Raw genomic sequence first — 15,690 nt, 5'->3', positions numbered from 1 at the left:
ATAGTTATAGTTGCGCTATAATTAACGCATGCTGATCCGCGTCGACCCGCAGAGCACGGTGCCGTTGTTCGCGCAGATCGCCGACGCGCTCCGCGCCGATATCACCGGGGGTCGCCTCGCCGCCGGCGAGCGTCTGCCCGCCGCCCGGGACGTGGCCGAGGCGCTGCACGTGAACCTCCACACCGTGCTGCACGCCTACCAGGACCTCCGCGACGAGGGTCTCGTCGACCTCCGCCGCGGTCGCGGGGCGGTCGTCACCCCCGCCGGTGCGGCGCTCGCCGGCCTCCAGGCCGAGATCGTCGCGCTGGTCGACAAGGCGCGGTCTCTGAACGTCTCGCCCGACACCCTGTCCGCCCTCGTCAAGGAGGCTGCTCGTGACCGCTGACACCCTGAACATCGCCCGCCGCCGGTTCACTCTGATCGCCCTGGTCGTGCCGGCCGCCGTGACCGTCGTCACGGCCGCGGTGCAACTGCTGCTCGTGGCGCGCGTCCCCTCGACGGTCGCGACCCACTGGGGGTGGAGTGGCGCGCCGGACGGTTTCGCTCCCGCCTGGACCGTCCCCCTCGCCACGGTGCTCATCGGGATCGGGATGCCCGTCGTCCTGTTCGCCGCCAGCGTCGGAGGACTCCGCCGCGGCGACCACGGCGCGGCCTATCGCCTGCTGGGCGCAGTCGCCACGGGTGTCGCCGTCCTGGTCGGTGCGCTCGGCACGGCGACCCTCGGCATCCAGATCGATCGGACGGACCCCGCCGTGACGCTCCCGGTCCTCCTCATCCCGACCGTGATCCTCGCCGCTGTCGCCGCGGGCCTCATCGGGTGGGCGGTCCAGCCCCACGTGCCGTGGCGACCGACTTCGGCGGGCGCGGCGATCGACGTGCCGGTCCGGGCGGGGGAGCGGGTCGTCTGGCTGCAGGGCGTCACGCTCGCACGGGCGGGCGCCGTCGTCCTGTGGATCGCCTTCGGGATCGGATGCCTCGCGGTCCTGCCCGTGCTCTTCCTCGGAGACCTCGTCTCGGCGGTCATCGCGGGAATCGTGGTCGTCGTCTTGTTCGTGGTCGTCGCCACGACGCTCCGCTTCCACGTGCGCGTCGACCCGGAGGGACTGACCGCCGTCTCGGCGGCGGGGTGGCCCCGGGTCCACGTCCCGAGCGCCGACATCGTCTCGGCCGAGGTCGTAGAGGTCTCACCCATGGGCGAGTTCGGCGGCTGGGGCATCCGCTGGGCGTCCGGCGGACGTCAGGGAGTCGTCCTCCGCACTGGTGAAGGCGTGCTCGTCCGCCGGCGCGACGGACGCACGCTGACCGTCACCGTCGACGACGCGGCCACCGCTGCCGGGCTCCTCACCGCCTACGCGGCGTTGACGCCCGGGCGCGGGACCGATTGAGTGGCGGCATGGTCCATCCCGCGCCCCTCGATCCCGTGCCCGACCGATGGAACGGCGTCGACACCTACCTGACCGAGACGCTCGTCGCCCAGGACGACGCGCTCATCGCGTCGATCGCGTCACTCGCGGCGGAGGGGATGCCGGAGATCGAGGTGGCGCCGCTGTCGGGCAAATTCCTGCATCTGCTGGCGCGACTCGCGGGTGCCCGGCGCGTCCTCGAGATCGGCACGCTCGGCGCCTACTCGACGATCTGGCTCGCCCGCGCCCTCCCCGAGTGCGGACGCGTCGTGACGATCGAGGCGGAGCCACGCAACGCCGCCGTCGCCCGCCGAAACCTCGAGCGCGCCGGCGTCGCAGGCCGCGTCGACGTTCGGGAGGGGCGCGCCGCGGACATCCTCCCGTCCTTGGCGGGATCCGAGCCGTTCGACCTCGTCTTCATCGACGCCGACAAGGAGTCCAACGTCCTCTACCTCGACTGGGCGGCGAGGCTCGGGCGCTCCGGCGCCGTAATCGTCGTCGACAACGTCGTGCGATCCGGGCATGTCGTGGAGACGGATGCCGGGTCCCAGGTCGACGGCGTCCGCGCCGGGCTCGAGATGCTCCGCGATGATCCGCGGTTCGAGGCGACGGCGCTCCAGACCCTCGACCGCAAAGGCTGGGACGGCCTCGCGATCGCGCTCCTCGTGTGACACCCGGTCCTGTGCGGCATCCCTCGCCTCACTAGACTCGATGGCGGACCGAAGACGCTCCCGTTCCATCCTCCACAAGCAAGGAGAAACCCCCGTGGCATTGATCGAGGCAGTAGGCGCACGCGAGATCCTGGACTCGCGCGGCAACCCGACCGTCGAGGTGGAGGTTCTGCTCGACGACGGCATCGTCCAGCGCGCAGCCGTCCCCTCCGGCGCGTCCACCGGCGCCTTCGAGGCGTATGAGCTCCGCGACGGCGACAAGAGCCGCTACGGCGGCAAGAGCGTCCTGAAGGCCGTGAACGCGGTCATCGACGAGCTCGGCCCCGAAATCGAAGGCATCGACGCCAGCGAGCAGCGCATCATCGACGAGGTCCTCATCGCGACCGACGGGACCGAGAACAAGTCGCGCACCGGCGCGAACGCCATCCTCGGCGTCTCGCTCGCCGTCGCGAAGGCCGCCGCCGACAGCGCCGACCTGCCGCTGTACCGCTACCTCGGCGGACCCAACGCGCGCGTCCTGCCCGTGCCGCTGTTCAACGTCATCAACGGCGGCGAGCACGCGGACAACGGCATCGACATGCAGGAGTTCTTCCTCGCACCCATCGGCGCCGAGACCTTCTCCGAGTCGCTGCGCTGGGGCGCGGAGGTCTACCAGGTCCTCAAGAAGGAACTGCAGGCCGCCGGCTACGCCACGGGCCTGGGCGACGAGGGCGGCTTCGCCCCCGACCTCCCCAGCAACCGCGAGGGCCTCGACTTCCTCGTCAAGGCGATCGAGAAGGCCGGCTTCACCCCCGGGCGCGAGATCGCCCTCGGCCTCGACGTCGCCGCCACCGAGTTCTTCTCCGACGGCGTCTACCGCCTCGAGAACAAGGGACTGGTCCGCCGAGCAGCTCGTCGACTACTACGCCGACCTCGTCGACTCGTTCCCGATCGTCACGATCGAAGACGCGCTGGCCGAGGACGACTGGGAGAACTGGACTGCTCTGACCGAGCGCCTCGGCAGCAAGGTGCAGCTGGTCGGCGACGACCTGTTCGTCACCAACCCGCAGCGTCTCGCCGATGGCATCAAGCGCGGGGCCGCGAACTCGCTCCTCGTCAAGGTGAACCAGATCGGCACGCTGAGCGAGACGCTCGACGCCATCGACGTCGCGCACCGCGCGGGGTACACCACGATGCTCTCGCACCGCTCCGGCGAGACCGAGGACACCACCATCGCCGACCTCGCCGTCGCGGTGAACTCGGGTCAGATCAAGTCGGGCGCGCCCGCTCGGAGCGAGCGCGTCGCGAAGTACAATCAGCTTCTGCGCATCGAGGAAGACCTGGGCGAGGCAGCGGAGTTCATCGGCGCCGCCGCGTTCCCGCGCTTCACCGCCTGACCCGCGAGCGCACCGCACCGACATCCACGAGAAGGGGGAGCCATGGACAGACCATCGGCTCCCCCTTCCCGCGTCTCCAGGTCCCGACGCGGCCGGGGTGATGGGGCGTCGGAGCGCCGCGTAAACGTCCGCGACTGGGTCGGCGGCATCCGGATGTCGGGGTTCATGGGCATCATGCTCGGACTCGTGGTCCTGGCTTCTCTGGTCCTCGTCCCGACGATCGGGACGTACGTCGATCAGCGTCAGCAGATCGCGGCGCTGCAGCACGACGTGAAGGCGACGCAGGACGAGATCGCCGAGCTGACCGCGGAGCGCGAGCGCTGGCGCGACGAGTCCTACATCGTCGCCCAGGCGCGCGAGCGTCTGTACTACCGGCGTCCGGGCGAGGTGGTCTACCTCGTCGCCGACGACCGGCCCGCCGACGTCATCGAACCCGAGCAGCGCCCGGTGAGCGGAAGCGTCCAGGAGACGCAGCGCGACTGGATGACGCAGTTCCTCCGGTCCGTCACCGAAGCAGGCCTCGCCAAGACCGTCGCGCCTGGCTGACACCCAGCCCCGACGTGCGTCGCCGGGTACCCTTGAGCGGTGCCCCATCCGACACTCTCGCCCGCGTCCGCTGCTGACCACGAGACCATGCGCGAGCAGCTCGGTCGGCCGATGCGAGGCGTCATCGGAATCGCGGCCCGGTGCGCCTGCGGCAATCCGACGGTCGTGGCCACCGAGCCGCGGCTGCCCGACGGCACGCCGTTCCCGACGTTCTACTACCTCACTCATCCGGGTGCGACCGCAGCCATGTCGGCGCTGGAAGCCACCCAGGTCATGCGCGAGATGAACGACGAGCTGGCTGAGGACGACGAGCTCGCCGCCGCATACTCCGCTGCGCACACCGCGTACCTCGCCGACCGAGAGGTCCACGGCACGGTTCCGGAGATCTCCGGAGTGTCCGCCGGCGGGATGCCGACCCGCGTGAAGTGCCTGCACGCCCTCGCCGCGCACGCTCTTGCGGCGGGTCCGGGGGTGAATCCCATCGGCGACATTGCTCTCGCCCGGGGATCGTGGTCGCCGGAGCGCTGCACATGCGCGACACCGAGGACGACCGGATGAGGGCAGTCCGCGCCGTCCTGGCCACCATGCTCGTCGCCGTCACGGCTGCGCTCACGGCCGCTGCGCCCGCGCCCACGCCCACGGCCGCCGTCGACCCTGTCCGCAACATGGAGTACTGGCTCACGGAGTACGGGATCTCCGACGCCTGGAAGACGACCAAGGGCGCGGGGACGACGATCGCGGTCATCGACACCGGCATCGCGAGCGGCCCGAAGGAACTGGACGGAGCCGTCGTCGGCGGCGCGGACTTCTCGGGCGTCGGCAAGGCCGACGGTCGCACCCCGGTGGGTGAAGAGGACCGCAATCACGGCAGCTGGGTCGCGTCCCTGGCCGCAGCCCGCGGAACCGGGGACGACAAGGGCATGATCGGGGTCGCGCCCGAGGCCGACCTCCTCTCGCTGTCGATCGGGTTCGGTGAAGATGCGAGCGTCCCGTTCGTCGATCAGGTTGCCGAGGCGATCCGGTGGGCGGTCGACCACGGCGCGGATGTCATCAACCTCTCCTTCACGACCAACACCCTTGACTGGGACCGGTCGTGGGACGACGCGTTCCTGTACGCCGCCGACCACGACGTCGTCGTCGTCGTCGCTGCCGGCAACCGCCAGAGCGGAACGGAGGAGGTGGGTGCCCCCGCCACGATCCCGGGAGTCCTCACCGTGGGCGGCGTGGACAAGGAGGGTCGCGCCAGCAGCACGGCATCGACCCAGGGCATCACGATCGGGGTCTCTGCCCCCAGTGAGGAGCTGCTGGGCGTCTCGCCGAACGGCGACCTCGTCATCTGGGACGGCACGAGCGGCGCCGCGCCCATCGTCGCGGGTGTCGCTGCCCTCGTCCGATCCGCCCACCCCGATCTCGACGCGGCCAATGTGATCAACCGCATCGTCCGCACCGCGACGCCGTCCGACCGCGAGAAGAAGGTGCCGAACGCGCTGTACGGGTATGGACTGATCAACGCGGCGAAGGCGGTCGCGGCGCCGGTATCGGCGGTGTCCGTCAACCCGATGGGCGACCTCCGCGAGTGGATCCGGCTGTATCGCCGCGCCGAATCGACGCCGGCCGCCAGTCCCACCCCGACACCCTTCAGTGTCGCGCCGCTGCCCGAGGCCGAGCCTCCTCGTGCGGTCGTCTCACCGCTTCTCCCCAGCAATGAATCACTGCGCTACGGTACGGTGCCGCTGATCGCGCTCAGCCTGGGGACTATACTGGTCGTGCTCGGGGTCACCGCTGCTGCCCGGCGCATCCGATCGGCGCGCACCCCGCGACCGCCGAGCCGTTGAATCAAGGAGTTCTTCCGACTGTGACTACCACTGTGCCCAAGATCCTGGTCGTCGGAGGCGGCTACGCCGGTTTCTACACGGCGTGGAAGCTCGAGAAGCACCTCCGCAAGGGCGAGGCCGAGGTCACCATCGTCGACCCGCTTCCGTACATGACGTACCAGCCCTTCCTCCCCGAGGTCGCGGCCGGTGAGATCGAGCCCCGCCACGTCGTGGTCGGTCTCCGTCGTCACCTGAAGCGCACCCGTGTCGTGATCGCCAAGGTCACCGGGATCGACCATGCGAACAAGACCGCCACCATCACTCCCGAGCTCGGTGAGCCGTGGCAGGAGCAGTACGACCAGATCGTCGTCACCGCAGGTGCCGTCTCGCGGACCTTCCCGATCCCTGGCATCGCGGAGAACGCGATCGGGCTCAAGACGATCGAAGAGGCCGTCGCCATCCGCGACCGCATCCTCACCAACTTCGACCGCGCCGCCAGCCTCCCGCCGGGGCCGGAGCGCGATCGCCTGCTGACGGTCGTCGTCGTGGGGGGCGGCTTCGCGGGCATCGAGGTCTTCGCCGAGACCCGTGCCTTCGCCAGCGCACTGCTGAAGGACTACCCGAACATCACGTTCGAGGAGACCCACTTCCACCTCATCGAGGCCATGGGCCGCATCATGCCCGAGGTGTCGCTGAAGACCAGCGAGTGGGTGCTCAAGGACCTCGCCAAGCGCGGCGCGAACGTGCACCTCGACACGCAGGTGAAGGGCGCCGTCGACGGCAACGTCGAGCTGTCGACCGGTCAGGTCATCCCGACCGACCTCATCATCTGGACCGCCGGTGTCATGGCGAACCCGACCGTCGTCCGCGGCGGCGACCTCCCCGTCGAGGAGCGCGGTCGCCTGCGCGCCCGTGCCGACCTCCGCGTCGGAACCCCCGAGGAGTTCGTCGAGGGCGCCTGGACCGCCGGTGACGTCGCGGCCGTCCCCGACCTCTCGGGCGGCGGCGTGGGCGGGTTCTGCGTGCCCAACGCCCAGCATGCCGTGCGTCAAGGCAAACTGCTCGCGAAGAACGTCGTGGCGGTGCTCCGCGGTGAGGAGCCCAAGGAGTACTTCCACAAGAACCTCGGGGCCGTCGCCGGTCTCGGCCTGTACAACGGCGTCTTCCAGTCCGGCAAGATCGCCCTCAAGGGGTTCGTCGCCTGGATCGCGCACCGCGGCTACCACGGCCTCGCGATGCCGACCTTCGAGCGCAAGTTCCGGGTTGTCGGCGACTGGTGGCAGAACTTCTGGCTCGGCCGCGACAACGTCTCGACCGAGACCCTCCAGAACCCCCGCCAGGTCTTCGAGGAGTTCGCCGCGCGCCCGCGGCCGGCCGCTCCGGAGAACCCCGCGATCGACCCGAAGACGGTCGCCGCGGAGAAGACCGGCAAGGTCGCCGCGAGCTGACCTCACCGCATCGAGCGACCCCCGCGACGGCACCCGCCGAACCGGGGGTCGCTCTGCGTGACCGCTGGGTCGGGATACCCTGGCCGCGGGCCCCCATAGCCCAATGGCAGAGGCAGGCGACTTAAAATCGCTTCAGTCTGGGTTCGAGTCCCAGTGGGGGTACGGTCCTAACCGGCGAGGATGCTGGGCGGATCGGCATCCCGCCATCTTTCGATCGTCTGCGTCGTCCAGAACACGGCGAATGCCGTTAGGGCGACGGTCTCGCCGATGAGCACTCCACCGTCCTCGGGGCGGACGATCGCCGCGACGACGGTCAGCACCAGGGCGACCGCGATGAGGAGGGCGACGGTCAGGTAGATGAGGCGGTATCGCCTTTCCGTCCGTTCCGCAGAACCGAACGCGGTGATCAGGGGGATCGCCGCGAACATCGCGAAGAAGCATATCGTTGCGACGAGGTGGAGATTCACGCGCCCCGCGAACGGGAACGACTCCGACACCCCCGGTGCGAAGGCGAGTACCGCGAGCGCCGCGGACACCGCGCCCGCGATACCCCCGACGATCGCGACCCGCCGCCAGGCCACCTCGCCCCGCGTCGCGAGGATCACGGCGAGCACGAGGAGGGCGGCGACCATCACGAGGTAGACGCCGACGCCGTTGCGAACGGTCGGCAGCACGTCCGCCGGGACGAACGGCTGGCCGCGGTAGCCGGTGGGGATGATCGCGATGAGTGGCGCGAACACGGCGGCGACATCGAGCATGATCGACTCCGTGTCGCGACCGGACAGCGCCAGCAAGGCGACGGAGGCAGCCGTGAGCCCGCCGACGAACACGCCCCTGGCGGGGGAGTAGAAGTAGTCGCTGATGGACGGCAAGAGGACCCAGCCGTCCTGCGCGAGCTGGATGAGGACGGATGCCGCGATCGCCACCGCGACGGCGACCAGAGCGAGCCGAAGAGAGCGATGCGTGCGCAGACCCGTCACACAGCGACCCTACAAGTGCCGCCCCGTGTGGAACGTCTGAGAAGAGGCATCCTCCATCCGCACGGGCGCCACCCGCGTCGTTAGGATGAGGAGGCTATCGATCGGAGATTCATGGAATACCTCATCCCGGTCCTCGTGGTCCTCGCCCTCCTCGTCATCGTCGGCGTCTACCTCTGGGCCACCTACAACTCCCTCGTCGCCCTCGCGGTGCGCGTGGATGAGGCGTGGAGCGACATCACCGTCCAGCTCAAACGCCGCGCCGACCTCCTGCCGAACCTCATCGAGACGGTGAAGGGCTACGCGGCTCATGAGAAGGCGGTCTTCGAGAACGTCACGCATGCGCGCGCGGAGACCCTCACCGCGACGACGCCCGCTGATGCGGGGGTTGCCGAAGGGCACATGCAGCAGGCGCTGAAGTCGCTGTTCGCCGTGGCCGAGGCTTATCCCCAGCTCCAGGCGAGCCAGAACTTCCTGCAGCTGCAGCAGGCCGTCGTCGACACCGAGGACAAGATCCAGGCCTCGCGACGCTTCTACAACGGCGGCGTGCGGGAGCTGAACACGAAGATCAAGGTGTTCCCCAACAACCTCTTCGCCCGGCGACTCGGCTTCGGGGAACGCGAGTTCTTCGAGGTCGTGGACGGCGCAGCGATCGCCGAGCCGCCACGGATCCAGTTCTGACGTCCGCCGAGCGGGGCGGGCGTCCCCTCGAAGCGCCGAGTCCTAGGATGGGCCAGTGAGCGGTACCGACGACAAGCCCCGAGGCGGGTTCTTCGACTCCCTGCGCGTGCGGACGGTGTCCACGGACGTGTCGGGCACGGTTCCGCGCGGTCTGAAGATCGCGACCGCGTACGCGTGGCGGTTCCTCGTTCTGGCAGCGGCGATCGCCGTCCTCGTGTGGATCGTCATCCAGCTCCGGCTCCTGATCATCCCGTTGCTGGCGGCCATCCTCGTGACGGCTCTCGTCTGGCCGCTCTTCTCCCTCCTGCTGCGACGCCTGCCGCGATGGCTGTCGCTCATCATCACCCTGCTTCTGACCGTCTCCGTCATCGCGGGACTCCTCTGGGTCGCGATCTGGCAGATCACACGCGACGCGGCATCCGTTCGGGACCGCACCGTCGCCGGTATCGGTCAGTTCCGGGACTTCCTCATCGAGGGCCCGCTGCATCTGACGGGCGGCCAGATCGACGACGCCGTCCGGCAGGGGTTCGGCATACTCCAGGAACAGGCGCAACTGCTGTGGTCGGGGGCACTCGCGATCGGGTCGACGCTGGGGCACGTGGCCACCGGCATCCTGCTGACGCTCTTCATCCTCATCTGCGTCCTCGCCGACGGTGCGGGGATCTGGCGCTGGGTGGTGCGCCTGTTCCCGACCCGCGCCCGTTCCGCCGTGGACGGTGCGGGGCGGGCCGGATGGCGGACGGTCATCACCTACGCGCGTACACAGCTGCTCGTCGCCACGATCGACGCCATCGGGATCGGGGTCGGCGCGGCACTCCTCGGCGTTCCGCTGGCGGCACCCATCGGCGTGCTGGTGTTCCTCGGCGCCTTCGTCCCCTTCGTGGGAGCCGTCCTGACGGGCGCTCTCGCCGTCTTCCTCGCGCTCGTCTACAACGGCCCGTGGATCGCCCTCTGGATGCTCGTGATCGTCCTGGGCGTCCAGCAGGTCGAGGGACACATCCTCCAGCCCCTCCTCATGGGCGCCGCGGTGAAGGTGCACCCGCTCGCCGTCGTCCTCGCCGTCGCGGGCGGCGCCATGGTCGCAGGTATCGCGGGCGCCGTCTTCGCCGTCCCCCTCGCGGCGTTCGTGAACGTCGTCTGGCTGTATCTGTCCCGACGCGGGTGGGAACGTCCGGTGGATCCCGGGCCGGACGACCTCATCTGGAGCACCGTGCCGCGAGCAAGAAGGACGACCGCGTGAGCGAACAGACGAAGATCATCGCCCCGACCCTGGCCGAGTTCGAGACGGCCGCCGCGGAGCTCGCGGGCGTCGTGTCCCGGACGCCCGTCGAGGATTCCGAGTTCCTGTCCGGCGTTCTCGGAGCGCCGGTCCACCTGAAACTCGAGAACCTGCAGCGCACGGGGTCGTTCAAGATCCGGGGAGCGACGTATCGCCTCTCACGATTGACGGACGAGGAGCGTTCGCGCGGCGTGGTGGCGGCGTCGGCGGGGAATCACGCGCAGGGAGTCGCTCTCGGCGCCCAGACGCTCGGCATTCCGGCGACGATCTTCATGCCGCTCGGTGTTCCCGTCCCCAAGCTCCTCGCCACACGCGGGTACGGCGCAGACGTGATCCTCGAGGGGGCGACCGTCGAGACGCCGCTTCGCCTCGCCCAGGAGTTCGCCGAGCGCACGGGAGCGGTCTTCATCCCGCCGTACGACAACCACGACATCATCATCGGTCAGGGCACGCTCGGTCTCGAGCTGATGGACGAGATCCCGGGGCTCGACACGGTCGTCGTGGGAATCGGCGGGGGAGGCCTCGCTGCAGGCGTGGCCGCCGCCGTCAAGGCCCGCGCCGCAGCGGAGGGTCGCACGATCCGCGTGATCGGTGTGCAGGCTGAGAACTCCGCCGGCTACCCCGGCTCCCTGGTCGCAGGAAAGCCGCTCGACGCCGAGCACGTCTCGCCCACGATCGCCGACGGCATCGCCGTCAAACGGCCGGGGACGATCCCGTTCGACATCATCCGAGACCTCGTGGACGAGGTCGTGACCGTGAGCGACGACGACATCGCACGCGCGATCCTCGTCCTCATCGAACGCGCGAAGCAGGTCGTCGAGCCCGCCGGTGCCGTCGGCGTCGCCGCGATCCTCACGGGCAAGATCAGCGCGTCCGGCCCTACGGCCGCGATCCTGTCCGGCGGGAACATCGATCCGCTGCTGCTGCAACGCGTCGTCGCGCACGGGCTCGCGGCATCCGGTCGCTACATGACCATCCAGGTGCCGCTGCCCGACCGTCCGGGGCAGCTGGCCCGCGTGTCGGAGCTCCTGTCCGTCGTCGGCGCGAACGTCATCGAGGTCCTGCACACACGACACGGTCAGGGACTGCAGATCAGCGAGGTGATCCTGCAGCTGAGCGTCGAAACCCGAGGCGAGGAGCACCGGGCGCAGGTCCTGGCGATCCTGCAGGACGCCGGCTACGCTCCGACGGTCGTCCCGAACTGAGCGTGCCGGCGCCGGCGCGTCACTGACCCGAGTAGGTCTCGACCTTGACGATCTCGACCGAGATCTCCTTGCCGTTCGGCGCGGTGTAGCTCGTCTTCTCGCCCTCGCGCAGGCCCATGATGGCCTCGCCGAGGGGGGATGCCTCGCTGTAGACGTCCAATTCGCTGTTGGCGCCGATCTCGCGGTTGCCGAGGAGGAAGACCTCTTCACCGCCGGCGACGATCGCCGTGACGACCGTGCCTGACAGGACCGTGCCGTCGGACTCCGGTGCGACGCCGACCTTCGCGTCCTTCAGCAGCTGCTGGAGGGTGCGGATGCGCGCCTCCTGCTTGCCCTGCTCGTCCTTCGCCGCGTGGTAGCCGCCGTTCTCCTTGAGGTCGCCCTCTTCGCGCGCGGCTTCGATGCGCTTGGCGATCTCCTCACGGCCCGCCGTCGAGAGCTGCTCGAGCTCGGCGGCGAGGCGGTCGTAGGCCTCCTGGGTCAGGAACGTCTCGGACACGTGATCTCCCGGTGCGGTCGATGGGTAAGCCAAACGCCCCGGCAAGTCACCGGGGCGCGAGAACCCTCAGCTTAGAGGATCCAGCAGGAGCGGACAAAACCCGTCGTCGCCTCTGCGGTGGTCGGGATGCGTTCGATGAGGGTGCGCGTGTGATCGGTCGAGGGAGCGAGCTCCACGACCTTGAAGCCGACGATCCCGTGATCGGGATCCTGCGCCTCGAGCGCGCACGCGACCTCTGTGTCGGGTCGGATGGACACCTGGAACCGGACCTCGACGGAGTGCTCGTCCACGACGTCGAATCCGGTCGCGTCGGCGTCCACCGAGTTGATCGCGTTCGAGACGGTCGACCACCCCAGCAGCCCGGTGGCGGCGACGGCGACGACACCGACGATCACCCAGGTCAGGCGCCGGGATGCGGACGACCGGGTGCGTCCGTACCGCTCCGCGAGCTTGCGGTCGAGGTCGGTCGGGGTCATGCGGCATCCGTTCTAGGCTGGAATCCCAGGCTATTCGCTCTGGCTGAGGAATGAGGTCACATGCCGGATCTGCGATGGCTCGCCGCCACCCCGTCGCCCACCCCCACCGGTCCGCCGGCCGAGGCGGTGACGCCCGGCGTCGCGGGGTTCATCGCGATCGCGCTCGTCGCCGTCGTGATCGTGCTCCTCGCAATCGACATGCTCCGTCGCATCCGGCGCGCGCAGTACCGCTCGGACGTCAACGAGATGCTCGACGCCGAGGAGGCCGCCGCGCGGGAGGGCGACGTTCCCGACGGGAACGACGGGAGCGGCTCGGGCGAGATCAGGCCGGAAGGCCCAACGAAGGGCTGAGCGGCTCGAGCGAGATCAGCAGACACGCGGCCCAGTGGCAGAGGAACGCCAGGACCGTGCAGACGTGGAAGATCTCGTGGAATCCGAAGTGCCCCGGCCACGGGTTGGGGCGCTTGAGGGCGTAGACGATCGCTCCGCCTGTGTACAGCAGACCCCCGACGATCACGAGCACCATCATCGCGACGCTCGCCCGAAGCAGGTCGCCGAGGTACATGACGGCCGCCCACCCGAGGAGCAGATACAGGGCGACGTACAGCCATCGCGGAGCGCCGATCCAGAAGACCCGGAAGAGGATGCCGAGCAGGGCACCGGACCAGACCAGGATGAGCAGCAGCGTGCCCTGCGGGGGCAACAGGGCGAGCGTGGCGATCGGTGTGTAGGTGCCGGCGATAAGCAGCAGGATGTTCGCGTGGTCGATCCGCTTGAGGACGATCTTGGTCCGCGGGCCCCAATCGAAGCGGTGATACAGCGCCGAGTTGCCGAACAGCAGCAGCGACGTCGCCATGAACACGGCAGCCGCCCATTTGGCGGGAGCACCCTGCGCCAGGGTGATCAGCACGATCCCGGCGGCGATCGCGACAGGGAAGGTCCCGGCATGGATCCACCCGCGCCAGGTCGGTCGGATCTCGACCTGGGTGTCGACCGCCGCCGCTTCGAGGAGGGGCAGCTGAGGCATCTCGGCCCCGTCGTCGGAAAGGTGTCGGGTCACAGGGCTGAGCCTACGCGCGCCGTCATACCCACCGCTGAATACGCGGCCATCCCGTCCTGGCGGTGCGGTCGGAGTAGCGTATCCCTGTGACCCGCGCATCCTCGACCCAAGGCCGAGGGCTCCTCTACCGCCTGTACAGCTCGAGGCTGCGGCGGGAGATCGAGGCGGGGACGGTCCCACACCATGTGGCGATGATGATCGACGGCAACCGTCGGTGGGCGAGGCAACTCGGTTTCACGACGGTCTCGCACGGTCACCGCGCCGGCGCCGCGAAGATGCACGAATTCCTGCGGTGGTGCGACGAGCTCGGCATCCAGGTCGTGTCGCTGTATCTGCTCTCCACCGACAACCTCGTCAAGCGCGATTCGCAGGAGCTCACCGATCTCATCGAGATCATCGCCGACCTCGCCGAGACCCTCTCGCACGAGCCCGGCTGGCGGGTGAAGCACGTGGGCCGCGCCGAGATCCTGCCGCCCGACCTCGCCGCGGGCCTCCGCACAGCTGAGGAGCGGACACGCGAGAACACGGGACTGCACGTCAACCTCGCGGTCGGTTACGGCGGCAGGGGCGAGATCGTCGATGCCGTCCGGAGCATCATCGCGAAGCACAACGAGAAGGGCGGGTCGCTCACCGAACTCGCCGAGAGCCTCACACCCGAGCAGATCGGCGAGCACCTGTACACCGGCGGTCAACCGGATCCGGATCTCGTGATCCGCACGTCGGGCGAGCAGCGTCTGAGCGATTTCCTGCTGTGGCAGTCGGCGCACAGCGAGTTCTACTTCGTCGAGGCTCTCGGTCCCGACCTCCGAGAGGTGGACTTCCTCCGCGCGATCCGCGATTTCGGCGACCGGGACCGGCGCTTCGGGAGCTGATTCCCCGAGGCGCTTATTCTCCGAGGCGCTGCGGAGGTCGCACCAGCGGCATCCGTGGGAAAATCTGTCGGTGAGTGATCTGCAGTCCTATCTGGCCGGCTTCGAGGTCGAGACGGGCTACCTCAACTGGGCCTCGTTCGGCCCGCTGTCCGTCGCGGTCCGTGAAGAGGCACGAGCCGACGAGGAGCTCTCGGCGTCGGGACGGCCGTCCGGCATCGACCTCGTCGCGTCGCATGTCGACGAGGCTCGCGCGCTCGTGGCGTCGATGCTGGGCGCGGATGCCGACGAGGTCACCCTTGCACCCTCGACGACCGACGCGATGTTCCACGCCCTGTTCGGGCTGTCGGGAACCGTCCTCCTCTCCCCGAACGAGTACCCGACGATCCCGGTCGCGGCGCGCCGCGCCGCGGACCTCCGAGATCTGCTGAGCGTGCGCGAGCTCGATCGAACGATCACGCGTGTGACCCCCGACGCCGTCCGCGCCGCCCTCACCGACGAGGTGACGGCCGTCGCGGTCAGCCTCGTGGACTACCGGACCGGGTACGTCGCCGACCTGCCGGCCCTCCGCGAGGTCGTCGGCGATCGACTGCTGATCGTCGACGCCATCCAGGGCTTCGGCGTCGTCGACACCGACTGGGCGGCGGCGGACGTCGTCGCCGGGCACGGGTACAAGTGGATCCGCGCGGGCCGGGGCACCGGGTTCGCCCGATTCTCGGCCCGCGCCCGCGAACGCATCACTCCCGTCCTGGCCGGAGTCGCCGGCACTGCGGCCGAGCTCGGCGACCTCGAGGTGGGAGAACCCCGCGACGGTGCCGCCGCCTACGCGATCTCCCGCCCCGACCCTCAGGCGGCGGGACGATTGAGTGCCGCGCTCCGGGAGGTGACGGATGCCGGGGTGCCGGCCATCGCCGCGCTCGTCGCCGAGAAGGCTCGCCGCGTGATGGAGATCGCCGACAGCCACGGCATCCCGGTGCTGACCGATCGCGATCGCCACGCGGGGATCGTCGCCCTGACTCCGGAGCCGGAACGCACGGGCGCCATCGCTGCGGGACTGGTCAACGCCGGGATCACCGCGACCGTCCGCGGCGGGATCGTCCGGATCTCGCCGCACGCGGGGACATCGGACGATGTGTTCGGGCTGCTGGATGCCGCGCTGGCGGCGTCACGCGTCGGCCCCGTCGTGACGCCTCCCTCTGTTCCGCTTCCACTCGAGCCCTAACACGGAGAGTTCACGCGTCGGACACATCCGGCGGCGTGTCGCGACCGTGCCGCGTCGCCGGGCGACCCTAGGTTCATCCCAACGGGCAGAGCGCCTGTTCGAGTCGGCCTCTCACGACTCGTGACCCCTGGTCGACTCGTGACTGCCGGGTGGGTTCCCACCCG

At 69.5% G+C, this 15,690-nt stretch carries 17 protein-coding genes, 1 tRNA gene and 1 pseudogene; 15 read left to right on the top strand and 4 right to left on the bottom strand.

The features are described from left to right. Positions 1-28: 28 nt before the first annotated feature. From QE428_RS14080 to QE428_RS14040, 9 genes and pseudogenes are all read left to right on the top strand, one after another. Positions 29-385: a GntR family transcriptional regulator gene (locus QE428_RS14080; protein WP_307470398.1), complete on the top strand. Its 357-nt coding sequence runs from the start codon at positions 29-31 to the stop codon at positions 383-385. Beyond that, positions 375-1,385 carry a DUF1648 domain-containing protein gene (locus QE428_RS14075; protein ID WP_307470396.1) on the top strand — a complete coding sequence of 337 codons (1,011 nt, stop codon included), beginning with the start codon at positions 375-377 and terminating at the stop codon, positions 1,383-1,385. Before QE428_RS14080 ends, QE428_RS14075 begins: the two co-directional genes overlap by 11 nt. An 8-nt stretch (positions 1,386-1,393) precedes the next feature. Continuing rightward, on the top strand, positions 1,394-2,074 hold the full coding sequence (locus QE428_RS14070) for an O-methyltransferase (protein WP_307470394.1): 681 nt from the start codon (positions 1,394-1,396) through the stop codon (positions 2,072-2,074). Positions 2,075-2,168: 94 nt separating this feature from the next. Continuing rightward, positions 2,169-3,450: pseudogene (eno, locus tag QE428_RS14065) on the top strand (phosphopyruvate hydratase). A gap of 153 nt (positions 3,451-3,603) precedes the next feature. Next, positions 3,604-3,996, top strand: a complete 393-nt coding sequence (locus tag QE428_RS14060; RefSeq protein ID WP_307470393.1) for a septum formation initiator family protein — start codon at positions 3,604-3,606, stop codon at positions 3,994-3,996. 87 nt (positions 3,997-4,083) lie between these two features. Further along, a complete protein-coding gene (locus tag QE428_RS14055; protein ID WP_091354650.1) occupies positions 4,084-4,554 on the top strand; it encodes a DUF501 domain-containing protein in 471 nt (156 codons plus the stop codon). Then, positions 4,551-5,831: a S8 family serine peptidase gene (locus tag QE428_RS14050; RefSeq protein WP_133399872.1), complete on the top strand. Its 1,281-nt coding sequence runs from the start codon at positions 4,551-4,553 to the stop codon at positions 5,829-5,831. Before QE428_RS14055 ends, QE428_RS14050 begins: the two co-directional genes overlap by 4 nt. Before the next feature lie 32 nt (positions 5,832-5,863). Further along, the gene (locus tag QE428_RS14045) at positions 5,864-7,258 is read left to right on the top strand and encodes an NAD(P)/FAD-dependent oxidoreductase (RefSeq protein WP_091354646.1); all 1,395 of its coding nucleotides are present in this window, start codon (positions 5,864-5,866) and stop codon (positions 7,256-7,258) included. A gap of 89 nt (positions 7,259-7,347) precedes the next feature. After that, a tRNA-Leu gene (locus tag QE428_RS14040) sits at positions 7,348-7,420 on the top strand. A gap of 5 nt (positions 7,421-7,425) precedes the next feature. Here QE428_RS14040 and QE428_RS14035 read toward each other — a convergent pair. Further along, a complete protein-coding gene (locus QE428_RS14035) occupies positions 7,426-8,238 on the bottom strand; it encodes a hypothetical protein (protein WP_307470388.1) in 813 nt (270 codons plus the stop codon). A 111-nt stretch (positions 8,239-8,349) separates the two neighbouring features. Between QE428_RS14035 and QE428_RS14030 the strand changes: the two genes are divergently transcribed. From QE428_RS14030 to ilvA, 3 genes are read left to right on the top strand one after another with little or no spacing between them, the layout of a single operon-like run. Then, entirely contained in the window at positions 8,350-8,916 is a 567-nt protein-coding gene (locus QE428_RS14030; RefSeq protein ID WP_091354640.1) for a LemA family protein, read from the top strand. A 55-nt stretch (positions 8,917-8,971) separates the two neighbouring features. Beyond that, positions 8,972-10,156 (top strand): AI-2E family transporter, encoded by a 1,185-nt coding sequence (locus tag QE428_RS14025; protein WP_133399817.1) that lies wholly within the window; start codon positions 8,972-8,974, stop codon positions 10,154-10,156. Then, complete coding sequence (gene ilvA / locus QE428_RS14020; protein ID WP_133399816.1) at positions 10,153-11,400, top strand: threonine ammonia-lyase; 1,248 nt, start codon at positions 10,153-10,155, stop codon at positions 11,398-11,400. Before QE428_RS14025 ends, ilvA begins: the two co-directional genes overlap by 4 nt. 19 nt (positions 11,401-11,419) lie before the next feature. Here ilvA and greA read toward each other — a convergent pair whose 3' ends face one another. Beyond that, entirely contained in the window at positions 11,420-11,899 is a 480-nt protein-coding gene (gene greA / locus QE428_RS14015) for a transcription elongation factor GreA (protein ID WP_091354631.1), read from the bottom strand. A 71-nt stretch (positions 11,900-11,970) separates the two neighbouring features. Beyond that, complete coding sequence (locus QE428_RS14010; RefSeq protein WP_307470383.1) at positions 11,971-12,375, bottom strand: DUF4307 domain-containing protein; 405 nt, start codon at positions 12,373-12,375, stop codon at positions 11,971-11,973. Positions 12,376-12,435: 60 nt separating this feature from the next. Between QE428_RS14010 and QE428_RS14005 the strand changes: the two genes are divergently transcribed. Then, entirely contained in the window at positions 12,436-12,726 is a 291-nt protein-coding gene (locus tag QE428_RS14005) for a hypothetical protein (protein ID WP_133399815.1), read from the top strand. Here QE428_RS14005 and QE428_RS14000 read toward each other — a convergent pair. Beyond that, positions 12,698-13,402, bottom strand: a complete 705-nt coding sequence (locus tag QE428_RS14000; RefSeq protein WP_307470775.1) for a hemolysin III family protein — start codon at positions 13,400-13,402, stop codon at positions 12,698-12,700. The genes QE428_RS14005 and QE428_RS14000 overlap by 29 nt on opposite strands. Positions 13,403-13,521: 119 nt before the next feature. Here QE428_RS14000 and QE428_RS13995 point away from each other — a divergent pair, with 119 nt between their 5' ends. Next, entirely contained in the window at positions 13,522-14,307 is a 786-nt protein-coding gene (locus tag QE428_RS13995; protein WP_091354618.1) for an isoprenyl transferase, read from the top strand. A gap of 70 nt (positions 14,308-14,377) precedes the next feature. Beyond that, a complete protein-coding gene (locus QE428_RS13990; protein ID WP_307470381.1) occupies positions 14,378-15,526 on the top strand; it encodes an aminotransferase class V-fold PLP-dependent enzyme in 1,149 nt (382 codons plus the stop codon). Positions 15,527-15,690 lie beyond the last annotated feature (164 nt).

The sequence above is a fragment of the Microbacterium sp. SORGH_AS_0505 genome (genome assembly GCF_030818715.1).
Taxonomy (GTDB): Bacteria; Actinomycetota; Actinomycetes; order Actinomycetales; family Microbacteriaceae; genus Microbacterium.
This window is presented reverse-complemented; position numbering and strand designations above follow the sequence as displayed.